20 protein-coding genes, 1 tRNA gene, 1 pseudogene and 1 riboswitch are annotated in these 21,399 nt (G+C 64.5%); of the genes and pseudogenes, 15 read left to right on the top strand and 7 right to left on the bottom strand.

The annotated features are described in order from the left end of the window. The first annotated feature begins 164 nt into the window (after window positions 1-164). Window positions 165-266: riboswitch (TPP riboswitch) on the top strand. The 13 genes from thiM (at window position 257) to GTW58_RS06445 (ending at window position 11,663) form a co-directional block, all read left to right on the top strand. After that, window positions 257-1,108: a hydroxyethylthiazole kinase gene (thiM, locus tag GTW58_RS06505; protein ID WP_119932711.1), complete on the top strand. Its 852-nt coding sequence runs from the start codon at window positions 257-259 to the stop codon at window positions 1,106-1,108. It overlaps the preceding riboswitch by 10 nt. Continuing rightward, window positions 1,105-1,773, top strand: coding sequence for a thiamine phosphate synthase (gene thiE / locus GTW58_RS06500; RefSeq protein ID WP_232818004.1), 669 nt, complete (start codon window positions 1,105-1,107; stop codon window positions 1,771-1,773). Before thiM ends, thiE begins: the two co-directional genes overlap by 4 nt. Next, window positions 1,770-3,380, top strand: a complete 1,611-nt coding sequence (locus GTW58_RS06495) for a bifunctional hydroxymethylpyrimidine kinase/phosphomethylpyrimidine kinase (protein ID WP_119932709.1) — start codon at window positions 1,770-1,772, stop codon at window positions 3,378-3,380. The genes thiE and GTW58_RS06495 overlap by 4 nt, the downstream gene beginning before the upstream one ends. Before the next feature lie 294 nt (window positions 3,381-3,674). Continuing rightward, complete coding sequence (gene rplU, locus GTW58_RS06490; protein ID WP_047689266.1) at window positions 3,675-3,986, top strand: 50S ribosomal protein L21; 312 nt, start codon at window positions 3,675-3,677, stop codon at window positions 3,984-3,986. A gap of 95 nt (window positions 3,987-4,081) precedes the next feature. Next, window positions 4,082-4,345, top strand: coding sequence for a 50S ribosomal protein L27 (gene rpmA / locus GTW58_RS06485; RefSeq protein WP_047689264.1), 264 nt, complete (start codon window positions 4,082-4,084; stop codon window positions 4,343-4,345). 219 nt (window positions 4,346-4,564) lie between these two features. Further along, window positions 4,565-6,121 (top strand): GTPase ObgE, encoded by a 1,557-nt coding sequence (gene obgE / locus GTW58_RS06480; protein ID WP_119932708.1) that lies wholly within the window; start codon window positions 4,565-4,567, stop codon window positions 6,119-6,121. Between the two features lie 46 nt (window positions 6,122-6,167). Then, window positions 6,168-7,463: a glutamate 5-kinase gene (gene proB / locus GTW58_RS06475; protein ID WP_119932707.1), complete on the top strand. Its 1,296-nt coding sequence runs from the start codon at window positions 6,168-6,170 to the stop codon at window positions 7,461-7,463. 56 nt (window positions 7,464-7,519) lie between these two features. After that, window positions 7,520-8,827, top strand: a complete 1,308-nt coding sequence (locus tag GTW58_RS06470) for a glutamate-5-semialdehyde dehydrogenase (RefSeq protein WP_119932706.1) — start codon at window positions 7,520-7,522, stop codon at window positions 8,825-8,827. Window positions 8,828-8,983: 156 nt separating this feature from the next. Further along, a complete protein-coding gene (locus GTW58_RS06465; protein ID WP_047692395.1) occupies window positions 8,984-9,232 on the top strand; it encodes a hypothetical protein in 249 nt (82 codons plus the stop codon). Between the two features lie 14 nt (window positions 9,233-9,246). Beyond that, window positions 9,247-9,954 (top strand): nicotinate-nucleotide adenylyltransferase, encoded by a 708-nt coding sequence (gene nadD / locus GTW58_RS06460; protein WP_255349606.1) that lies wholly within the window; start codon window positions 9,247-9,249, stop codon window positions 9,952-9,954. Next, the gene (locus GTW58_RS06455; protein WP_119932705.1) at window positions 9,951-10,898 is read left to right on the top strand and encodes a hypothetical protein; all 948 of its coding nucleotides are present in this window, start codon (window positions 9,951-9,953) and stop codon (window positions 10,896-10,898) included. The genes nadD and GTW58_RS06455 overlap by 4 nt, the downstream gene beginning before the upstream one ends. A 19-nt stretch (window positions 10,899-10,917) precedes the next feature. Further along, on the top strand, window positions 10,918-11,364 hold the full coding sequence (gene rsfS / locus GTW58_RS06450) for a ribosome silencing factor (RefSeq protein WP_119932704.1): 447 nt from the start codon (window positions 10,918-10,920) through the stop codon (window positions 11,362-11,364). Window positions 11,365-11,590: 226 nt separating this feature from the next. Continuing rightward, a tRNA-Ala gene (locus GTW58_RS06445) sits at window positions 11,591-11,663 on the top strand. Window positions 11,664-11,794: 131 nt separating this feature from the next. Here GTW58_RS06445 and GTW58_RS06440 read toward each other — a convergent pair. Then, window positions 11,795-13,045, bottom strand: a complete 1,251-nt coding sequence (locus GTW58_RS06440) for an IS256 family transposase (protein ID WP_119932754.1) — start codon at window positions 13,043-13,045, stop codon at window positions 11,795-11,797. 143 nt (window positions 13,046-13,188) lie between these two features. After that, window positions 13,189-14,268 carry a GNAT family N-acetyltransferase gene (locus GTW58_RS06435; RefSeq protein WP_119932703.1) on the bottom strand — a complete coding sequence of 360 codons (1,080 nt, stop codon included), beginning with the start codon at window positions 14,266-14,268 and terminating at the stop codon, window positions 13,189-13,191. A 104-nt stretch (window positions 14,269-14,372) separates the two neighbouring features. Between GTW58_RS06435 and GTW58_RS06430 the strand changes: the two genes are divergently transcribed. Beyond that, window positions 14,373-14,924 carry a TetR/AcrR family transcriptional regulator gene (locus GTW58_RS06430; protein ID WP_342453295.1) on the top strand — a complete coding sequence of 184 codons (552 nt, stop codon included), beginning with the start codon at window positions 14,373-14,375 and terminating at the stop codon, window positions 14,922-14,924. Here the strand turns inward: GTW58_RS06430 and GTW58_RS15095 are convergent. From GTW58_RS15095 to GTW58_RS06415, 3 genes are all read right to left on the bottom strand, one after another. Beyond that, window positions 14,905-15,384 (bottom strand): helix-turn-helix transcriptional regulator, encoded by a 480-nt coding sequence (locus tag GTW58_RS15095; RefSeq protein ID WP_157980469.1) that lies wholly within the window; start codon window positions 15,382-15,384, stop codon window positions 14,905-14,907. The two genes, GTW58_RS06430 and GTW58_RS15095, sit on opposite strands and share 20 nt — an antisense overlap. After that, complete coding sequence (gene erm, locus GTW58_RS06420; protein ID WP_119932702.1) at window positions 15,381-16,208, bottom strand: 23S ribosomal RNA methyltransferase Erm; 828 nt, start codon at window positions 16,206-16,208, stop codon at window positions 15,381-15,383. The genes GTW58_RS15095 and erm overlap by 4 nt, the downstream gene beginning before the upstream one ends. 466 nt (window positions 16,209-16,674) lie before the next feature. Continuing rightward, window positions 16,675-18,360, bottom strand: coding sequence for an ATP-binding cassette domain-containing protein (locus GTW58_RS06415; protein ID WP_119932752.1), 1,686 nt, complete (start codon window positions 18,358-18,360; stop codon window positions 16,675-16,677). Window positions 18,361-18,620: 260 nt separating this feature from the next. On the opposite strand from GTW58_RS06415, the pseudogene mobF reads away from it, so the two are divergent. After that, window positions 18,621-20,318, top strand: a pseudogene (gene mobF / locus GTW58_RS06410) (MobF family relaxase). Window positions 20,319-20,323: 5 nt separating this feature from the next. Here the strand turns inward: mobF and GTW58_RS06405 are convergent. Next, complete coding sequence (locus GTW58_RS06405; protein ID WP_119932700.1) at window positions 20,324-20,941, bottom strand: M23 family metallopeptidase; 618 nt, start codon at window positions 20,939-20,941, stop codon at window positions 20,324-20,326. A 23-nt stretch (window positions 20,942-20,964) separates the two neighbouring features. Then, the coding region (locus GTW58_RS14570; protein WP_245195103.1) for an integrase core domain-containing protein at window positions 20,965-21,399 on the bottom strand (435 nt) is incomplete at its 5' end.

Genomic DNA, 21,399 nt, shown 5'->3' with positions numbered 1-21,399 from the left:
GGCCGCACCCCGGGGGCCGCGCGCGAAGAGGGCCGGCCCCCCCCCGGGGGGGGGCCGGGTCCGGGCGGTGTGGGCGGGGCCACTGGTCTGTGCGGTGGGTGAACGTGGGCAGCGATTTGAGGTTCAGGGGCTGCGTACCGGACTGGGCAAAGCTAAGGTGGGTTACCAGTGACACGGGGTGCCGCGCATGCAAGGCGCGGCTGAGAGCACACCCGTTGAACCTGATCTAGCTCGTACTAGCGAAGGGATTGTCGCCATGACGCACACGGTTGCCCCTGGCTCTCCATTTCCATCAGACCACCTGTCCACAGCACTGGCTGACCTCAAGCGGCAGCGCCCGCTGGTGCAGTGCCTGACCAATGCGGTGGTCACCAACTTCACGGCCAATGCGCTGTTGGCAGCCGGTGCTGCTCCTGCCATGACGGACATTGTGGGGGAGTCCGGTGATTTTGCCCGGATCGCGGATGCCGTTCTGATCAATCTGGGCACGCCCACCCCGGAACAGCGTGAAGCCATGGTGGAAGCAGCCGCAGTGTGTCAGGAAACCGGCACACCGTGGGTTCTGGATCCCGTGGCCGTGGGCTCACTTGCCGTCCGAACCCATTTGGCACGTGACCTGCTGCAGTTCAAGCCCGCAGTGGTGAGGGGAAACGCCTCCGAGATCATCGGGCTGTGCGGCGGGGCCGGGGGCCGTGGCACGGACACCACGGATCAACCTGGGGATGCTCTGGATGCTGCGCGAACCCTGCTCACGGACCACGGTGTCCAGGCAGTTGCCATCTCCGGGGAGGTGGACCTGATTGTGGGTGCCACCGACCACGGTGAGGTGGCGTGGCATGTACCCCACGGTCACCGCTACCTCACTCAGGTGACAGGCGGCGGATGTGCGCTGGGCGCTGTGATTGCGGCCTGTCTGGCCGTGCAGGCGGATCCCGTGGAGGCCGCTGTTGCCGGAAGTGTGTTGTGGGAGGTGGCGGCTGAACATGCTGCTGCCCGAGCCAATGGACCCGGTTCTTTTGCCGTCGAACTCTTGGATCAGCTCAATTCCCTGGCCCCTGAGGCTTTGGCCTCTCAGGGTGCCGTGACATGTGCGGAGGTGGCCCTGTGAGTACCCACAACCGTTTCTCCGCAGATGACCTTCTGCTCTATCTGGTCACGGACACCGAGCTCAGCGCGCCCCACAGCGTGGCCGAGGTTGTGGAGGCCGCCGTGGCCGGTGGGGTCACCATGGTGCAGGTTCGCTCCAAGACCGTGGGTGGACGGGACTTGCTGGATTTGACCTGTCAGGTGGCGCGGCGGGTTGGGCACCGCGTACCGGTGCTGGTGGATGACCGGGTGGATGTGTACCTGGCAGCCCGGAACCGGGGAGAAGCCGTGGCCGGGGTGCACGTGGGCCAGTCCGATCTGCCCGTACGGGATGTCCGCGCCATCTGCGGCCCTGAGGCGGTGGTGGGTCTCTCGGCAGCAACGCCGGAGGAATTCGTGGCGCTGGATCAGCAGCTGCCCACGGGATTGGTCAATTACGCCGGGATCGGTGCCGTGCACGCCACACAGACCAAGCCCGATCACCCCGAACCCTTGGGTGTGGAGGGCTTTGCCCGCGCCAGGTCACTGTGTTCGGTACCGGCCGTGGCCATTGGAGGGGTCAAAGTCCAGGACATCACACCCCTGATGGAGGCCGGTGCCGATGGTCTGGCCGTGGTGTCCGGGATCTGCGCGGCCGATGACCCGCAAGAAGCCGCCCGCTCGTACCGGGAGGTGATCGGGCGATGACCACCACAGACACTCCATGCTCACGCCCGGAAACCGGTCCAGCCATCACACCGCGACGTGTACCCCGGGTGCTCTCCATAGCCGGCACGGACCCCACGGGCGGGGCAGGTCAGCAGGCAGACCTCAAGACCATCACTGCTCTGGGCGGTTACGGAATGAGCGCGATCACCGCCGTGGTCGCCCAGAACACCCGCGGTGTTCATTCCATTCACGTCCCGCCGCTGGAGGTGCTCACGGCCCAACTCGACGCCGTGTCCGATGACGTCACGGTGGACGCGGTCAAGATCGGCATGCTGGGTTCCGTCCCCGTGATCCACACCGTCAAGAAGTGGCTCACGGCCAACCGGCCCCCGGTGGTGGTCCTGGATCCAGTCATGATCGCCACCGCTGGTGGGCGCCTGCTGGACGACGACGCCGAATCCGCCATGCGGGACATGCTGCACCTGGCAGATCTGGTGACTCCCAACCTTCCGGAACTGGCTGTTCTGCTGGATGTGGAAGAGGCCACGTCCTGGATGCAGGCCTTGAGCCAAGGTCAACAGTTGGCGGACACCTACCAGGTCAGGGTGCTGGTCAAGGGTGGTCATCTGGCTGGTGACCACACTCCTGATGCGCTGGTAACGCCAGGGGCAACCACACCTGCGTTCCAGGCAAGTGCCCCCAAGATCCACACGCGCAACACGCACGGCACGGGGTGCACTCTGTCCACGGCCGTGGCAGTTCTGGCGGCACGCACGGGGGACTGGGTCGCCAGCGTTGCTGTTGCCAGATCCTGGTTGCGGGAGGCCATCCAGCAGGCAGACCTCCTGGACGTCGGCGGTGGCAACGGCCCTGTGCATCACGGGCACCACCTGGCAGATCTGGTGGACCGGATGGTGCAGACACAGGCACTGACTCAAGGCGTTGGCTCCGATGCCGCCACGGACGCCGGTCACGATGGTTCTTTCACGCAGTCACTGTGGGATCAAACCGTTGATGTTCGCGACCGAATCCAGAAGGGTGCGTTCGTGACCTCGCTGGCGGAGGGATCCATGCCTCACGCGGTGTTCCTGGATTACTTGGCCCAGGACCTGCTCTACCTCCAGGACTACTCCGTGGCACTGGCACAGCTGGCCGTGAGGGCACCGGAAGAACAGTGGAGGGCGTTCCTTGCAGAAGGAGCTGCCGGCTGTGCTCGAGAAACAGCACAGCTGCACACCACGCTAGTGGATACCCGAGCGGAGGTGTCCGCCAGTCGTGTGACCAGCGAGTACACGGAGTTCCTGCTGGCCACCACCCAATCACGTGACTGGGCGGTGGGGGTTGCAGCAGTGCTTCCGTGTTACTGGCTCTACGCCTGGATCGGTGAGCAGTTGGCACAACAGGCCCCAGGTGTGTCAGCCGCGGAGCACCCTTACGCCGCATGGATCAGTGCCTACTCGGATCCGGTGTTCACCGACGCCGCGCAGCGCGCTCGCGTCCTCGTCGATCATGTGGCACGCGGGGTGTCACCGCAGGTTCAAGAACAGATGCGCACGGCGTTCCACCGGGCCTGCGAGTTGGAGGAGCAGTTCTTCCGTGACCCCTGCGATCGTGGGGGACCGTCACGGGAGCCGTCCGGAACGTGAGCCTGCTCGCATGCACGACTCGCGGGACACAGATGCTTGCCGCAGGTTGCGGGCATACCGTATTCTCGATCCCTGGTGCGTGGCCTGCGAGCCCCCAGAACTACCGTCCATAGCTTCAGCGCGGAGCGCGGCACGCACACCGGGTGTAGTTCCTGACCTTTTGCACATCGGTCCTGACCATCGTCTCCATCCCACTGGCCGGTCTTGATGCGGATGTGCACGACTCCTTGGTCCGTGAAGGGAACACGCTCGCCATAGACAGTTTCGTTTCGTCTCGAGAGAAGTGAGTTCCAAGTGGTGTACGCGATTGTCCGCGCTGGCGGCCGCCAGGAGAAGGTTGCAGTTGGAGACCTGGTAACCATCGACCGTGTCGCTGGTGATGCAGGCAGCACCATCGAGCTTCCGGCAGTTCTGCTGGTTGACGGTGACAAGGTCACCTCCGATGCCAAGTCCCTGTCCGGCGTGAAGGTCACCGCCGAGGTGATTGAGGACCTGCGCGGTCCCAAGATCCGCATTCAGAAGTTCAAGAACAAGACCGGTTACAAGAAGCGCCAGGGCTTCCGTGCCGAGCTGACCACCGTGAAGGTCACCGGCATCGACGCCTGAGGCGTTCGGTCCCCACACCCAACCAGCCCGGCCCGCAGCGTCACGCAGCAGCGAACGCTCATCCAGGGGCCACCTAGCGAAAGCAGGCATTAGACATGGCACACAAGAAGGGCGCCAGCTCCACCCGCAACGGCCGTGACTCCAACCCGCAGTACCTGGGCGTCAAGCGCTTCGGTGGCGAGAAGGTCAACGCCGGTTCCATCATCGTTCGCCAGCGCGGAACCAAGTTCCACCCCGGCGCCAACGTTGGCCGCGGCAAGGACGACACCTTGTACGCACTGGCCACCGGTGAGGTTGCCTTCGGCACCAAGCGCGGTCGCAAGGTCGTCAACGTGGTTGAGGCCGCAACCGCCGAGTGATTTCCGACCGGCACAGGCGCGCAGCTGTCACGCTGCTGACCTGCCCGGTCCTGCTGATGCACGGTGAACCCGTGCATCACGCTCACTGCATGAAGTAGAGGGTGGGTGCCATGTGCGCCCGCCCTCTACTCTTGTTTACACACAACTTTTCTGGGCTCCACGGGACACCGACGCAACATGCCGGGTCCACGGGGCCAACCATCCACACGAGGAGAATCCATGGCAGAGTTCGTCGACCGCGTGGTGTTGCACACCAGCGGCGGTAACGGCGGCCACGGGTGCGTGTCCGTCAAACGCGAGAAGTTCAAGCCCTTGGGCGGCCCTGACGGCGCCAACGGCGGCGACGGCGGATCCGTGATCCTGCGCGTGGACGGTCAAACCACCACGTTGCTCAACTACCACCGCTCACCGCACCGCGCAGCACCCAACGGTGGACCCGGCATGGGCGATCACCGCCAAGGGTTCGTGGGGGAGGACCTCATCCTCTCCGTCCCGGACGGCACGGTGGTCAAGGACCGTGACGGCAACGTGCTGGCTGACCTGGTGGGAATCGGCGCCGAGTACGTGGCCGCCTCCGGTGGCCAGGGTGGACTGGGCAACGCGCACCTGGCCTCTCCCAAGCGCAAGGCGCCGGGCTTTGCCCTGTTGGGGTTGCCCGGGCAGGCGAACGACGTCGTGCTGGAACTGAAGTCCCTTGCAGACATCGCCCTGGTGGGTTACCCGTCGGCAGGCAAGTCCTCCCTGATTGCGGCCATCTCCAAGGCTCGCCCCAAGATTGCGGACTACCCGTTCACCACCTTGGTGCCCAACCTGGGTGTGGTGGAGGCGGGGGACTACCGCTACACGGTGGCTGACGTTCCCGGACTGATTGCAGGCGCATCCGAGGGCAAGGGCCTGGGTCTGCAGTTCCTGCGCCATGTGGAGCGCTGTGCTGCCCTGGTGCACGTGCTGGACTGCGCCACGCTGGAACCGGGACGGGATCCGATCTCCGATCTGGAAATCATCGAATCGGAACTGGCTGCCTACGCCGTGGACGGCCGTTTGGACGGCGGCCGCTCCGTGCCCCTGTTGGAGCGTCCGCGCCTGGTGGTGCTCAACAAGATTGATGTCCCGGAGGCTCGTGAGCTCGCGGAGTTCGTGCGTCCCATGTTGGAGGAGAAGGGTTACCGGGTCTTTGAGGTTTCCACGGCCTCCCATGAAGGTCTCAAGCAACTGACCTTTGCCATGGGCCAGATTGTGCAGGAGGGCCGGGAACAGGAACCTGATGCCGAGCCGGCACGCGTGGTACTGAGTCCCAAGGCCGTACGCGGTGGAGCCAAGGAATTCACCATCACCCGGGAGGAACGCTCCCTGGAACCCATCTGGCACGTGCGCGGAGAGAAGCCGGAGAAGTGGGTGCTGCAGACCGACTTCAACAACGAGGAAGCCATTGGCTACCTGGCTGACCGCTTTGCCAAGCTCGGGATCGAGGAGGAGCTGTTCAAGATGAACGCCCGCCCCGGTGACGCCGTGCTGATCGGCCCCGAGGAAAACGGTGTGGTCTTTGACTGGGAGCCCACCATGTTGGGTGGTGCCGAACTGTTGGCCTCCCCGCGTGGCACGGATCCCCGCTTGTCAGAGGACCACCGGCCCACGCGTGAGCAGCGTCGTCGTGAATACTACGAACGTATGGACGCCAAAGCCGCAGCCCGTGACGAATTGGAGGCGGAGCGTTTGGCCGGGATGTGGACCGAGTCCGTGGACGAGCGCCGGGCCCGCAAGCGCGAGTCCGAATGAGACCCATCAGCATCAGGTGACGGCAGTGGGAAGGACACCGGAGAGCATGCGCACACGGGTGCAGGAAATCGACGTTGAAGCCTTGGAAGGGATGGCTGCCAAGTCGGCCTCTCAGCTCAGTGCGGAGAATCGCGGCAAGAACCGGCGTTCGCCCATTGAGCAGCGCGATCAGATTCACCTGGCCAAGCGCATTGTGGTCAAGGTGGGGTCGTCGTCGTTGACCAGCATCCAGAACTCGATTGACGAGGCCGCTGTGCAGCGCATTGTGGCCGCCCTGGGCAGTCTGAAGTCCCACGGCAAAGAGGTGGTGTTCGTTTCCTCCGGCGCCATTTCTGCCGGGCTGGCGCCGCTGGGATTTTCCCGGCGGCCCAAGGATCTGGCCTCTCAGCAGGCCGCGGCCTCCGTGGGGCAGGGGCTGCTCATGGGCCGCTACATCGATTCCCTGGCCCGGTACGGGGTCACAGTGGGTCAGGTTCTGGTCACCGCTGAGGACCTGATGAAGCGGCACCACTACATGAACACCCACCGTCAGATCGAGCGGTTGCTGGATCTGGGTGTCATGCCGATCGTCAACGAGAATGACGCCGTGGCCACCCAGGAGATTCGCTTCGGTGACAACGATCGCATTGCCGCGCTCACGGCACACCTGATCAAAGCTGACGTCTTGCTGCTGCTCTCTGACGTCGATGCCCTCTACACCAAGCCTCCGCAGGACGGTGGGGAGCGCATTGCAATGGTCCGGGACCCCGTCAAGGACCTGGAGGGTGTCCAGATCGGCACGGTGGGCCGCGCCGGGGTGGGATCCGGCGGCATGGTGACCAAGGTGCAGGCCGCCCGTATCGCGGCCTCCTCCGGGATTCCCGCGCTGGTCACCTCCGCGCAGAACATTGAACCGGCACTGCAGGGCGCGGATGTTGGCACGTGGTTTGCCACCACCGGTGGGCGGCGCAACGCACGCCTGCTGTGGCTGGCCCATCTTGCGGACATCAAGGGTCACCTGGTGCTCGACGACGGCGCCGTGCGGGCCGTGGGTCGGCGCAAGTCCTTGTTGCCGGCTGGGGTCACTGCCGTGTCTGGAGATTTCCACGCGGGAGACCCCGTTTCCCTGGTGGATGCCGAAGGCCGGGAAATCGCCCACGGCATCTGCAATTACTCGGCGCATGAAATTCCGGACATGTTGGGCAAATCCACCAGCGAACTTGGTGAAGAATTGGGTTCACGCTATGAACGTGAACTGGTTCACGTGGACAATCTGGTGACCATGCGTTCCAAGTCCACCAAGACCAGAGTTCGTGGTGGCACCGCCGGTCAGACCCACGCGGTGCCGCAGGTAAAAGCCTGACCCGATCAACAGCACGTAGTCACGATCCGATCTGAGATCCCAGGAGCTTCAAGTCCATGTCAGAACAGACCGCCTCTGCCAAGCTCACCCATGAGACTTTCGGTGAAGATCCTGTGACAGCCGTGGGATTCATGGCTGATGACGCCCGCGTGGCCGCCCGATCCCTGGCCCGGGCCACACGGGGGCGCAAGGATGCGGCACTGCTGCACATTGCGGACCGCATCCAGGCGCAGTCTGCCGCCATCATCGAGGCCAACAAGAGGGACCTCCAGCGCGGGGAGCACAACGGCACCTCGTCTGCCCTGCTGGATCGGTTGAAGCTGGATCAGACCCGTATTGGGGGACTGGCCGATGCCCTGCGGGAACTGGCTGCCCTGCCGGATCCTGTGGGTTCTGTGGTCCGCGGCCAGACCCTGGCCAACGGTCTGCGCATGAGTCAGGTCCGGGTGCCCATGGGCGTGGTGGGTGCCATTTACGAGGCCCGGCCGAATGTGACTGTGGACATCACCGGCATTGCCTTGAAATCCGGCAACGCGGTGCTCTTGCGCGGTGGTTCGGCAGCCCTGGAGTCCAACCGCGCGTTGGTGGGCATCATTCGTGATGCCCTGGCAGATCAGAAGCTGCCCGTGGACATCGTTCAGTCCATTGACGACCACGGGCGTGACGGAGCCACCGCCCTGATGGGTGCCCGCGGCAAGGTGGATGTGTTGATTCCGCGCGGTGGTCACGGTTTGATCCAGTCGGTGGTCCAGAACGCCTCCGTGCCGGTGATTGAAACCGGGGAGGGCAACGTGCACGTGTTCGTGGATGCCTCCGCGCCGCAGAAGATGGCCGTGGACGTCGTCGTGAATGCCAAGACCCACCGCAACTCCACCTGCAACACGGCTGAGACCCTGCTTTTGCACAAGGATGCCGCAGCGGGACCGGCTGTGTTGGAGGCCTTGACCAAGGCGGGGGTCCAGCTGCACGTGGATGACCGTGCGGCCAAGATGCTGCCCGGTGGGGTGCAGGCGCCCGCGGCAACCGACGAGGACTGGGGCACCGAGTACTTGGATGCCCACCTTGCGGTCAAGGTGGTGGACAGTCTCCAGGAGGCCGTGGCCCACATTGAACGCTGGACCACACGACACACCGAGGCCATTGTGACCAACGATCTGGCCAATGCTGAGGAGTTCATTGCCTCCGTTGATGCTGCTGCGGTCATGGTCAATGCCTCCACGCGCTTCACCGACGGCGGTCAGCTGGGGCTGGGTGCCGAAATCGGGATCTCGACGCAGAAGATGCACGCTCGTGGACCCATGGGTCTGGAGGAGCTGACCACCACCAAGTGGATTGTGCGCGGGGACGGGCACATCCGTAAGTGACGCGTTGACCGTGGGCCCGTGCAGCCACGCACCAACGTGGGTGCATGCGGTTACCATGGGACTCAAAGAAATTCGGAGGGCAACGGCTGCGGGTCTGCTGATCACGGCTGGGCCCGTCCACCCCACCACACGGAAACTGTTACCGAAAGGGCTCACATGCTGCAGTCGAGCGCACTGATCCAGGCGGCCGAAGAGGGCGCCCACATTGTCAACGAGCTGCCCATGGAAGCGCACTGGTTCGGGATCATCGCCTTCTTGACGTTCATCGGCCTGTTTGTGATCACCTGGACCTTCAGCCCGCGCAGCACCCTGCCCGAGGCCACGGGCCACCATGCCGACCCCGCTGCTCTGCCCGCGGACGAGGCTCACGCCGTGGCCCAGTACGAGTCCAAGCGCAGCCGCTGAACTGTAGTCACCACGTGAATTCTGCCCAATCCATCGACGTCCCTCCCAGAGTCGTCGGACGCACCCGTGTGGGTGTCATGGGCGGCACGTTCGACCCCATTCACCACGGGCACTTGGTGGCCGCATCAGAGGTGGCTGCGGTGTTCGATCTGGATGAAGTGGTGTTTGTTCCCACGGGTCAGCCGTGGCAGAAGGCCGGCAAGAAAGTCTCCCATGCGGAGCACCGCTACTTGATGACCGTGATTGCCACGGCCTCCAACCCCAGGTTCAGTGTGTCCCGCGTGGACATTGACCGGGAGGGTCCCACCTACACCATCGACACCCTCAAGGACCTGCACGCGCAGCGCCCGGATTCGGACTTGTTCTTCATCACCGGCGCCGACGTGATGAGTGAAATCCTGGGGTGGCACGGTGCGGAGCAGATGTGGGACCTGGCCAATTTTGTGGGGGTCACACGCCCGGGACATGAACTGACGGTTCCCGACGGCGCCCGCGGCGTCACCTTGATGGAGGTCCCCGCCATGGCGATCTCCTCCACCGACTGCCGGGAACGAGTGGCCGATGGCAAGCCGGTCTGGTACCTGGTTCCGGACGGAGTGGTCCAGTACATCGCCAAATACGGGCTCTACCAGCCTGCCCCTGACAAGACCGGCGGCCCCACTGCCCAGGCCGCCAAACCCGTGACCGATCCCGTTCAGGATTCGAAAGAGACTGCTGTATGAGCCAGGACAGATTCTTGGAGAACGGTGAACCATCGCCCGGGGACATCACCGTCCCGGACGTGGTGAACTTTGAGTCCAAAGCCTTGGACCTGCCCGCCCCAGAGATTGACCTGGGTGGCGGTGCCCCGGATTCCAACGCTGAGAAGCCTTTGGGCCCCCGGCGCTTGGCGCTGCTGCGTGAGCAGATGGAACAGCATGCCGAGGACCTGGCGCAGAACCAGTCCGCTGATCCCGAACACGTGGATGAGGACCTGGCACAGAAGCAGATGCGCATGGCCCAGCTGGCCTCCCGTGCCGCCCTGTCCTCTGACGAGGACCGCATGGTGGCGGAACGTGCCATGGCGGAGAGCTCTGGCGCTTCCGATGATGCACAACCCATGACGGCGTCCATCCCGGCGGACCAGGTGCGTCGCCGTGATTTGCGGGGCGAGCGTTCGGCTGATGTGGCTGAGCCTGATCTGGATGCTGCGCCGGATGTGGTCCCCGAACCTGAAGTCATCGCCCAACCCGATGTGGAGGCAGCCCCGGAAACCCCAGCGGCCGACTCTGGTGCGGCTGAGGCTGCGGACTCGCCCGCGGGTGCTGATGACCAGGAACCGGTGCAGGCTGAACCTGAGCCCGAGGCAGAGCCTGTATCCGAACCTGAACTGGACGCCAAGCCAGCGGACGAACCAAAATCCGTGCCTGAAACCGGGGCTGAATTCCAGGCCGGCCCTGAGGCTCAGTCGCCTGCTGAGGCAGACGTGGAGACCGCGGCCGGTATTGATGCCGGCCAGGCAGAACCCGAACCGGCACAGCCCGTGAGTGCGCTGGATGCCCAAGGGCTGGAATTGATGGACCCGGAGGACTACCGGCAGTCCTCGCACCTGAAGACGATCATGCTGGTGCTGGCGGCCGTGGTGCTGCTGGCTGTTGCTGTGATTGTCCTGATGATTCTTCTGTGAGAAAGGAACTCACCACTCCATGACCGTTCCGGAAACTTCCATGTCCTACCTGCGTACCGCGGCCCGTGCGGCTGATGAAAAACAGGCCGAGAACCTTGTGGCCCTGGACGTCAGCGATGCCTTGGGGATCGTGGATTCCTTCCTTGTGGCATCGGCCTCCAACGAGCGTCAGGTCAGTGCAGTGGTGGACGCCATCGAGGACGCCCTGATTCAGGAGCACGACATCCGACCCATCCGCCGTGAGGGCAAGGGCCAAGGTCGCTGGGTGCTGCTGGACTACGGAGACGTGATTGTCCACGTCCAGCACGAGGAAGACCGCGCCTTCTACGCCCTGGAGCGCCTGTGGAACGAGTCCCCGGTTTTGGACCTTGGCCTGGAAACCACGGACTCCGCGGCTGACCCGACTGACCCAGCTGACTCGGCTGGCTCAGAGGACGACGGCGCCTCGGCCGCAACCCAGGCGTGAGATCACCGGCTGCTGATGAGATGACACCCCGTTGTGGGTGATCTCATCACCAAGTGGTGATCTCACGGTGCCAGCCGTCCGCTGAATCCTCGATTTGCGAGCTGGCGACCATTCGTCCTAAGATCTACAGCGTTGTCCGAACGGGGAACGAACACCGAACCAACGGGACGTGTTCACCCCGGGATCATCCCGCACAGGACGTGATAAAGTTTCGGAGCAACAACAAGGGGCTGTGGCGCAGCTGGTAGCGCATTTGCATGGCATGCAAAGGGTCAGGGGTTCGAGTCCCCTCAGCTCCACGTAAGATGAGAAAATCGAAACTTGCCCCGCCTGATGGCGGGGCAGTTTTGTTTCTGCGGTGACGTGGGCCGGGGCGTCGATGCTGGTGGGGACTGTCCGATAAACGGTGTGTGGGGCCCGGCGGTTCTCATCAGTGAGTGGTTCTCTCGAACCGTCCGGCGAAGGTGATCGCGAACGCGTTCAGCGCCGGCTTCCACCTCATCACCCAGCGTGCTCTACCGCCACCGCTCGGATCAAGAGATCTGGTGACGAGGTAGAGGCACTTCAGCGCAGCAGCCTCATTCGGGAAGTGCCCGCGCGCCCGCACCGCCCGCCGGTAACGGGTGTTGATCGACTCGATCACGTTCGTCCTGCAGATCACCCGGCGGATCTCCACGTCGTGCTCCAGGAACGGCACGAATTCCGCCCAGGGGCTCTCCCACAGCTGCACGATCGCCGGATACCGCTGGCCCCACTCGGCTTTGAACTCGGTGAACCGGTCCTTCGCCGCGGCCTCGGACGGGGCCGTGTAGACCGGCTTGAGCGCCTTGACGATCCCGTCGCGGTGTTGGCGGCCGGCGTAGCGGAAGCTGTTGCGGATCAGGTGCACGATGCACTGCTGAACCACCGTCTGCGTCCAGGTGGTGTTGATCGCCTCCGGCACGCCCTTGAGTCCGTCACAGACGGCGATGAGCACGTCCTCGACGCCCTGATTCTTCAGCTCGGAGAAGACCCGCAGCCAGAACCGGGCGCCCTCGGCGCCGTCACCGGCCCAGATCCCGAGGATGTCGCGTTCCCCGTGCACGGTGACGCCCATGACGACGTAGAACGGGGTGTTGCGCACCTGCCCGTCGCGGACTTTGACCACGATCGCGTCGACGAAGAGCACCGGGTAGAGCGGGTCCAGGGGGCGCGAAGACCACTCGGCCAGCTCGCCGACGACCTTCTCGGTGATCCGGCTGATGGTGTCCTTGGAGACCCTGGCCCCGTAGACCTCCTCGAAGTGCGCCGCGATCTCCCCGGTGGTCAGCCCGCGGGCCGACAGGGAGAGGACGATCTGATCGATCCCGTCCAGGCGCCGCTTGCGCTTGGGCACGATCACCGGCTCGAAGGACCCGTCCCGGTCCCGAGGCACCTCGATCTCGACGGGGCCGATCTCGGTCAGCACGGTCTTCACTCGGGTCCCGTTGCGCATGTTGGCCGCGATCGGGGTCTGCCCGTGGTCGTGGCCCAGGTGTTCGGTCAGTTCGGCTTCCAGGGCGGTTTCTAGGACGTTCTTCGTTAGCTGGTTCAGCAGCCCGCCTGGGCCGACCAGACTCACGCCTTGCTCCTTCGCCTGGGCCAGCAGCCGCTCGGCGAGGTCCTTCTGATCGATGATCTCTCCCGTCACGGGATCGGTCATCTCCTCTGTCCTGTCTGTCGTGAAGTCGGTCACGGCCGTCTCCTTTCGGATCAGGCCGGACCCTCACACACCGTTTTTCTTACAGTCCCGACATGGGAAAGCAGTGAACCTGCAAGGAAGGGAGCATGAAGTCAGACTCCCGATCATTGGGGCATGTGCTCGGAGGCAAGTCGCGCGAAGATGAGGGTGTCGGTCCATTCGCCCTTGCTGAACCAGTCCTGGACGTGATGTGCTTCGAGCCGGAGCCCGACACGACGAGCGAGTGTTGCCGAGGCGCTGTTGCGGGCATCCATCTGCGCGGTGATGCGGTGGAGTTTGTAGTGGTCGAACCCGAGGGCGATTACTGCTCGGACGGCTTCGCTGGCGAAGCCGCGCCCACTGTGGTCCGGGTCGAGGACCCACCCGATCTCGCCTTGGCGCTGTTCGTGATCGGTGAGCCAGAGGGCGACGTCTCCGATCGGGACGCCGTCATGTTCGATGACCAGCGCAAGCGCACCAGTGTCGCCATCGATGTCAGTCTTCGCTAGCCGCTCGGCGAGCTTTTCGCGGGTGACTTCTGCGGTCCATGGCTCGTCCAACAGGTAGCGGGCAACGTCGGGTCGCGAGTACAGCTCGTGAAGCCATTCGGCATCGTCGACGTTATGCGGACGGAGATGGAGTCGCTCCGTCACCAACGGCCACTGGGCGGTGGGCTTGAGATCGCGCCTGTAATGAAACAACTCCTGGTCCTGTCCTGCTGGCGTGGTCCCTACGGATCGCTCGACCTCACGGAACCCTGCGGTCGTCAAGCATCGCTGGGAGGCCTTGTTCTCCGGGAGTGTGCGTGCCGTCAAGGTTCGAAGTCCACTGTTGTGTGCGAAGCGCGATGCCAGCTCCAGTCCTCGACGGGCGTGCCCCTCTCCGCGTGCATCGGGGTGAATCCAGAATCCGACCTCGGCGGCCTCGGAGCTGACGTCGAAGAGCACCAAGGAGCCCACGAACCGGTCCGTCTCGGCGTCGGCAAGTGCGAGGACTGCCAAGGTGCCCGACGACAGGCCCGCCGCAACTTCTTCGCGGATCATGCGTTGCACGGACTCGGGGGTGTAGTCGGGCTCGGGCAGGTGGCCGAAGCGCCGCACAGCTTCATCCTTGGTGCCGGCTGCATACGTGTCTGCGTCCAGCTCTGAGAGGGGGCGTAGGCGAGTGTTCTCATAGGTGATCGGAAGGGTGGTGGCATCCAGCATGCGCTAAAACTAACATAGAGTGGATAGCTAACTGAAGCGTGTTTGGTTAGGCTGGTGGGGTGAGCTACTGGGAACACCGCAAACCTGTGCGACGCCTCCGCGCAGTGGACATCGTGGAGGTTGCGAGGGCGTCGGTGAGGCTGCTGGACGAAGGCGGGTTGAGGGCCCTCACCCTGCGATCTGTGGCGCAACAGGTGGGTGTCGCTCCAGCCAGCCTGTACTCCCGCGTCGAATCCGTCGACGATCTGTTCGACCTCGCCCTCGACACAGCGCTTGCAGACGATCCCGTGATGTCCGAGTCGATCCGCAACGCCGACCTGCCTGCCCTGATACACGCCTTCTTCGCGCACCTCACGACCCACCGGTGGGCCGGTCAGGTCATCGGTATGCGCGCTCCCAGGGGCCCGGCGTACCTGGCCCTTTCCGAGCGGATGTGCGTCCTGCTCGAACAAGCGGGTACCCCGGATCCGCTGGGAACTGCCTACCGATTGTCCAACCTGGTGATTGGCGCCTCCCTGACCGCACCCATGGCGTCTGACGAGAAGCGCGTCGCCATTGACCCTGACCAAGCTCCTACCTATGCGCGGCTCCACGCGACGCACCACATCAGCCCACGCGAGATTCTCTCCGACGGCATCACGGCACTCCTGTCGTGAGGGGGCCTTCTGATTCGGGGCTGCCCTGCGTTGCTGATGGCCACGGGCTGGTCTCCGTGAGAGTGCGCCCAATCGCAGTGCGGCGATATTCGGACGGGCTGATCCCGACGACGTCGGTGAACTGCCGTGCGGCATGCCCACGGCTGCGCCACCCGACTTTTGTCGTGGCGACGCCGATTGGAAGATCAGTCTCGACCAGGAGCTCAGCCAGCCGATGGGCCCGAATGTGAGCCAGGTACCGCATGGGCGGCATCCCGAATCGTTGTGTGAACGCTCTGCCGAGCTGTGACACCGAGAGGTGAACCAGCGCGGCAAGGTCACGGAGCCGCCAATCCCGTTGAGGTGCTTCTGCAAGCAGCCGCGCTGCCAGTTCTGTCGATGTTTCACCGGAACGGTGCTCCGTGGCACTCCTAGCTGTTGACGTATAGCGGCAGGCCTGGTGCCGCGCAGCGATGGTCATCGACGGCGCCTCCTCGACTTCACCTGCTGCGTCTGCGCACGGTGTGCAGGCGGTGAAGAACCTGTGGTCTTGAACAAGTCCACCCATGCCTCGACGGGCATGTCCTTCGGAAGTCCTGCAGCGGTCATGCCGTGGCGTGTCAGCCACGCCTGTGCGGTCTGTGGTGACCCGAGTGAGGTGGTGCGCGCGAGGATCTGGGCCAGCCCGCGGCCGGGGCCGGTGTAGACGCGGTGGACCAAGGCGTGGAACTGGCGTCGCCGTGTCGGGGACAGCAGCGGATGTTCGCGACGGTGGATGGTGAGGATTCCGCCGTCGACTCCCGGACGCGGGGTGAACGTGCGAGCGGGAACACGACTGTGCAGCGTGAACTCGAACCAAGGCGCCCATTGCGCCGTCATCATCGTGGCACCGCCGACACCCGCTCTGCGCCGCGCGACTTCCCATTGCACGAGCACGATTGCATCGGTCCATGCCGGGGAGTGCAGGATGCGGCGCAGTATGGCCGTGGTCTGGTGAAACGGCAGGTTGCCGACGAGCACATGCGCAGATGTTGGAAGCCTGTAGGTCAGGAAGTCGTCGGCGACGACCTCCACGTGCGACGGGAGTCGTTGGGTCAAGCGTTGGGCGAGCCTGGTGTCGATCTCGACGGCTGTCACCGGTCGCCCGAGCTGGGCCAGCGGGGTGGTGAGTGCTCCGTCACCGGGGCCGATCTCGATGATCGGGCCCTCGGTGGCAGCCACGAGCCGTGTGATCGTGGCAATGGTGGATGGGTCAGTCAGGAAGTTCTGGCCGTGCTCATGACGGCCACCACGATAGGTAGGCACTGTTTGCTCCGTGGTTGTTGCGGAGCCGGGCACGCTGAAAGAGCCGCCCGGCCGTGATCACCGGGTGCGGGAGCAACAACCTGTGGAGGGTGCCCGCCGCTGTTAGCGGCTGCGCAGACGCAGCGAAGCAGTGCCGTAGAACAACATGCCCACCAGCGTAGGTGACCCCGCTGCCGGTCAGCGACTCAATATACCGTCTCTGCCCAAAGACGCGGAGATCCGTATCAATGATGGCCAGTACGAATCCCGAGCTAACCCACGGCCGCAGAGCCTCGGCATCATCGAGATTCGTTCCGTGAGAGACCTCGACAGATCTGCCACGCCTCTTGCAGATCGAGGTTGGGAGGCTGCCGGCTCTCCTGTGTGGCGACCAGGGGGGTTGACTCAGGGTGGCGATGCTGACTCTGTTGACGTGCTACTGCGCCGACGCGGGCACCTTGCGTCGCGACGTTGTGGAATGTGATTGTCATCCTGTTTCGGGCAGCGTCAACCGCTGGCCTTTCCATCGTTTGCGCAGCCACCGGTCGTGTGATGCAACGACGACAGTGCCAGGGTATTGGGCGAGTGCGTATTCGAGCGCGGTGACGAGGCTGAGCGAAAAGTGGTTGGTCGGCTCATCCAGCAGCAGGATCTCTGGGGGGTCAGCCAGGAGTACCGCAAGGGTAAGGCGACGCTGTTGGCCGACGCTGAGTTCCTGCACGCATCGATTGTGGTCTCGACCAGCAACCAGTCCGAAGGTGCCCAGCGGCACTCGTGCCGCACGCTCCATGCCGACCAGATCCGTGTAGGCGTCGAGTGCGGTGCGAGCCGGACCGCGATCGTAGGGGTCAGGTAGGGCGGTCTCTTGCGCAAGCAGCCCTACGCGGTCGACCGGTGCGCGAGTGACCTGCCCGCTGCTGGGTTCCAGCGTGCCGGCGAGCAGGCCGAGCAAGGTCGATTTGCCCGACCCGTTCGGGCCGGTTATGAGCCACTTCTCGCCTCGGCTGATGCTGAACGACGTGGCCGGGAGCCGATTTTTCAGCGTTACGTTGACGGTGGTGAGCACGGGTTCAAGGGCGCCGATGGCACGCGGGGCGCCAGCAACGGTGAGCCCCCGGAATTCGAGTTCCCGTGGCGGCTTCCGGATCTGGCGGTCTTCAAGGTCCGTCAGGCGTGCGCGAGCGTCGTTGACGCGGCGAGATACGACCTGCGCGTTGCGGTCAGCGTAAAACTTCTGTGCCGTGCGTACCTCGGTACGCGGGCGCCAATCCGAGTGCCCCACCGTCTGCTGATCCTTCACCGCTTTACGAAGCCGGGAAAGCTCGGCCTGTTCATCGCGATACTGCCGTTCCCACCTCTGCCGTGCTTCAGCTCGTGCGGTCAGGTAGTCGCTGTAGCTGCCTGTGAAACGGGTGAGGCCGATCCCGGTTCCCGTGCCGTCGTGAACCAGCGGCCCCGCGACCGCGTGCGGGAGTGGCGAAGGGTCGAGATCGAGCAGCGACGTGACCGTCTCATCGAGAAAGGCCCGATCGTGACTGGCGATCAGCAGCGGACCCCGCCACGCCGTGAGCACGCTGACGAGATAGGCGGTCGCGGCATCATCGAGGTGATTTGTCGGCTCATCCAGTAGCAGCACATCCGGTGCATTTAGCAGCAGCCACACTAGGGCGAGCCGAGCTCGCTGCCCTCCGGAGAGCGCTCCTACAAGCCGGCGGCGGTCGATGTCCCCGATCCCGAGACCGGCCATCATGCCGGAAATCCTCGCGTCGATCTCCCACGCTCCAAGGCGCTCGGCCGTCTCCAGGGCACGTGCGTAGTCGTCGGCCGTGACAGGATCGTCGGGGCGGTCTGCAAGGGCGACGCCGAGCCTGCTGACCTCTTCGGCGGCACAACGAGACGGCGCGACCGCGGTCTCGATAGCATTATCGATGGTCTCGGTAGCAGAGAACGGGTGCTCCTGATGTAGCAGCCCGAACACCGGCGCATCGGCATCCGGCGCATTCACGGTGACCGTTCCCGATGCAGGCTCCAAGACTCCGGCGATCGCCTTCAGCAACGTCGACTTACCCGACCCGTTTTCCCCGATGAGTCCTACTCGGGCACCGGCAGGCACGACGAACGACACATCTGTGAGGACCCGCCGATCAGGATAGGAGAACGAGAGACCCTCCACCCGTAGATGCGAGCCCGCGGCAGTGAACGACGATGAACCAAGTACGTGAGGCATGAGCAAGATCCCGAGGCCGTGACGAAACCTGCCGGGCAGACGGCCTCGGACGCAGGTCAGGGAAACGCTCAAATGGTCACGGACCCAGTCTACAGAGTCTTGTCATCGGATCAACCAAGCGGGATGCCGATTGGGTACGGAGCACTCGACGCCTACTCCGGTGCCCGGCGGTTCAAAAGGCCGCTGGTCTGGCTCACCTGCTGAGTATGACGGTGTCGATGCGGGTGATGTCGGCTGGTGACGGCTATAGGTACCCGCTGCGCACCGTGGCGGCTGGTGATGGTGACCGGTCGCTGTCGACTCCGCTGACTCGTTATTACGCCGAGGCTGGCACTCCACCCGGGCGCTGGCTCGGTTCGGGCGTGGCCGCCCTGGGGCATGGTGAACTCACGCCGGGTGCGCAGGTGTCGGAGGCGCAGCTTCAGCTTCTGGTGGGGATGGGGCGGGACCCGTTCACCGGGTGTGCCGTTGGGGCGGGCGTATCCGGTGTATAGCTCGACGGCGGATCGGGTTGCGGACCGTATCGCGGAACTGGACCCGTCGCTGAGCCCTGTAAAGCGAGGGCGGAGGGTGGTGCAGATCGAGTCTGAGGAGGCTGCGCGGGGTCGCGGCGTGCGGTGGCGGGGTTTGATTTCACGTTCAGTGTGCCCAAGTCGGCGTCGGTGTTGTGGGCGGTTGCGGACGCGGGGACGCAGGCGTTGATTGCGCAGGCCCATCATGAGGCGGTTGCGGCGGTGGTTGCGTTCATGGAGCGCGAGGTTGCAGCCACCCGCACGGGTGCAACTGCTGGGGATGGCGCGGTTGCACAGGTCGATGTCACGGGTTTGATCGCGACGGTGTTTGATCACTTCGATTCCCGGGCCGGGGACCCTCACTTGCATACGCATGTGGTGATCAGCAACAAGGTCCGCACGGTGTTGGATGGGAAGTGGCGTAGTCTGGATGGGCGTCCGATGCATGCCGCGGTCGTGGCGTTGTCGGAGCTGCACGAGGCCGTGTTCGCCGATCACATGACCCGCACCTTCGGCGTGAGCTGGGAGTCGCGGGAGATGGGCCGGGACCGGAACCCGTCATGGGCGATCGTCGATGTCCCCGAAGACCTGGTGGCGGAGTTCTCGACCCGCTCCCGGCACATCAACGAGGCGACCGACGCGTTGATTGCTGACTACGTGACTCAGCATGGCAAGCGCCCGTCGTCGGCGACCATCGTGAAACTGCGCGCCCAGGCCACGCTCGCGACGCGTCCGGATAAGCAGGTCCGCTCGCTTGCGGAGCTAACAACTGAGTGGCGCACCCGCGCCAGCCAGCAGCTCGGTGTGGATACGACGGTGTGGGCGCGCGCCGTCATGGGTGGGGAGCGGCAGTTGCTGTTGCGGGCTGATGATGTGCCGTTGGATCTGATCGAGCAGGTGGGGCGGTCGGTGGTGGAGGTGGTCGGTGAGAAGCGTTCGACGTGGCGGCGCTGGAACCTGATGGCCGAAGCCGCCCGCCAAACGATGGGGTGGCGGTTCGCCAGCGTCGAGGACCGCGAAGCCATCACCGCAATGGTCGCCGACGCCGCTGAACAGGCGTCCCTGCGCCTGACCCCACCCGAGCTGGCGACCAGCCCGGTGGAGTTCCGCCGCCCCGACGGCACCAGCGTGTTCCGTCCGAAGCACTCGACCGTGTTCTCCTCCGACACCCTCCTCACGGCAGAAGACCGCCTCCTGCAACGGGCCCGTGCCACGACTGGCCCGAGCATCGACCTCGCTATCGTCGAAACCATCAGCAGACGCCCCGATGCCGAGGGCCGAATGCTCGGTCCCGACCAGGCCGCAGCCTTGGCGTCGGTCGCGGTCTCAGGCCGGGTGGTGGATGTGTTGGTGGGGCCAGCGGGGGCTGGAAGTACCACATGTTGTGTTTGACACCACTAATCGCTGATGTCGATGACCGCTCCGTTGCGCGGGAGGGTGCCCCTGAACGTGAGGGGCACGGCTGCGGCGCGCTCGATATCGGGGGTGGTGATCGCTTGGATGTGGACGTGCGGCTCGGTGCTGTTGCCGGAGTTCCCGCAGCGCGCGAGCCCGGTGCCTATCTGCACGCGCTGTCCCGTCCGGACTTTCAGGCTGCCTTGCTGGAGATGGCAGAGGGCGACCACGACACCATCGGACTCGATGAGTACGTGGTTACCGGCAAGTGCGATCCACCCTGCTCGGGCTCGGCGTTGCTGGGTGAGGGCATAGCCGATAGACGGTAGTCCGCGATATGCAGGGTGGTCGGGTTCGGTGTCGTGCGCGGAGACGACGATCCCTTCGACAGGCGTCAGGAGCATGCGGCCAAAGCCCGAGAACTTCTCTGCCGGTTCGGGTCGTATGAACGAACTGAACGTGATGGGTGCGGAGCGCCCGGCGCCATCGGCGGGAACGAAGTCGATGGCGTAGGACGTGGCCAGCAGCGCCGTGCCATGGCTGGGTACTCGGTTGGCGGGGCTGTTCTGGACGATCCAGCGGCCAGTGAACGGGTATTCCAGATCGATGGAAGCTGCCATGACATTCCTCCCGCTCGTGCACACTATTGTCCCACCACCGGTGTAGCGGCTGTATCGCCCCGGGTTTCGTGGAGACTCCCGTGTGTGGCGAGCTCGGGTGAGCTCGCCTGGTGGTGGTTAGCGGAGTGGTTGGTCTCGTACTCGGCCGGGGGTAGGTAGCCGAGCTCGCCGTGCAGGCGTCGGTGGTTGTACCACTCGACCCATTCCGCGACGGCGATCTCGACGTCGCTGATGCCGGCCCAGGGGCCCTTGTTGCGGATCAGCTCGGCCTTGTAGAGCCCGTTGACGGTCTCTGCGAGAGCGTTGTCGTAGGAGTCTCCGACGGTGCCGACCGACGCGGTCACTCCCGCGGTCACGAGCGCGTCGGTGTAGGCCAACGACACGTACTGCCTGGTTTCAACCGGTCGTTGCAACACCGGGTTGTTGGAGTGAGCGTAGCTGCTCTTCGAAGACTTCGG

Source organism: Kocuria subflava, from assembly GCF_012163155.1.
Lineage (GTDB): Bacteria > Actinomycetota > Actinomycetes > Actinomycetales > Micrococcaceae > Kocuria > Kocuria subflava.
This window is presented reverse-complemented; position numbering and strand designations above follow the sequence as displayed.

What these genes read in the sequence shown, in the direction of transcription:
- obgE (WP_119932708.1), top strand. Translation starts at nt 4,565, where the DNA reads ATGGCAGAGTTCGTCGACCGCGTGGTGTTGCACACCAGCGGCGGTAAC.
- GTW58_RS06495 (WP_119932709.1), top strand. Translation starts at nt 1,770, where the DNA reads ATGACCACCACAGACACTCCATGCTCACGCCCGGAAACCGGTCCAGCC.
- rpmA (WP_047689264.1), top strand. Translation starts at nt 4,082, where the DNA reads ATGGCACACAAGAAGGGCGCCAGCTCCACCCGCAACGGCCGTGACTCC.
- rsfS (WP_119932704.1), top strand. Translation starts at nt 10,918, where the DNA reads ATGACCGTTCCGGAAACTTCCATGTCCTACCTGCGTACCGCGGCCCGT.
- GTW58_RS15095 (WP_157980469.1), bottom strand. Translation starts at nt 15,384, where the DNA reads ATGACCATCGCTGCGCGGCACCAGGCCTGCCGCTATACGTCAACAGCT.
- GTW58_RS06470 (WP_119932706.1), top strand. Translation starts at nt 7,520, where the DNA reads ATGTCAGAACAGACCGCCTCTGCCAAGCTCACCCATGAGACTTTCGGT.
- GTW58_RS06435 (WP_119932703.1), bottom strand. Translation starts at nt 14,268, where the DNA reads ATGCTGGATGCCACCACCCTTCCGATCACCTATGAGAACACTCGCCTA.
- thiM (WP_119932711.1), top strand. Translation starts at nt 257, where the DNA reads ATGACGCACACGGTTGCCCCTGGCTCTCCATTTCCATCAGACCACCTG.
- GTW58_RS06405 (WP_119932700.1), bottom strand. Translation starts at nt 20,941, where the DNA reads ATGGCAGCTTCCATCGATCTGGAATACCCGTTCACTGGCCGCTGGATC.
- GTW58_RS06455 (WP_119932705.1), top strand. Translation starts at nt 9,951, where the DNA reads ATGAGCCAGGACAGATTCTTGGAGAACGGTGAACCATCGCCCGGGGAC.
- GTW58_RS06440 (WP_119932754.1), bottom strand. Translation starts at nt 13,045, where the DNA reads ATGACCGATCCCGTGACGGGAGAGATCATCGATCAGAAGGACCTCGCC.
- proB (WP_119932707.1), top strand. Translation starts at nt 6,168, where the DNA reads ATGCGCACACGGGTGCAGGAAATCGACGTTGAAGCCTTGGAAGGGATG.
- GTW58_RS06465 (WP_047692395.1), top strand. Translation starts at nt 8,984, where the DNA reads ATGCTGCAGTCGAGCGCACTGATCCAGGCGGCCGAAGAGGGCGCCCAC.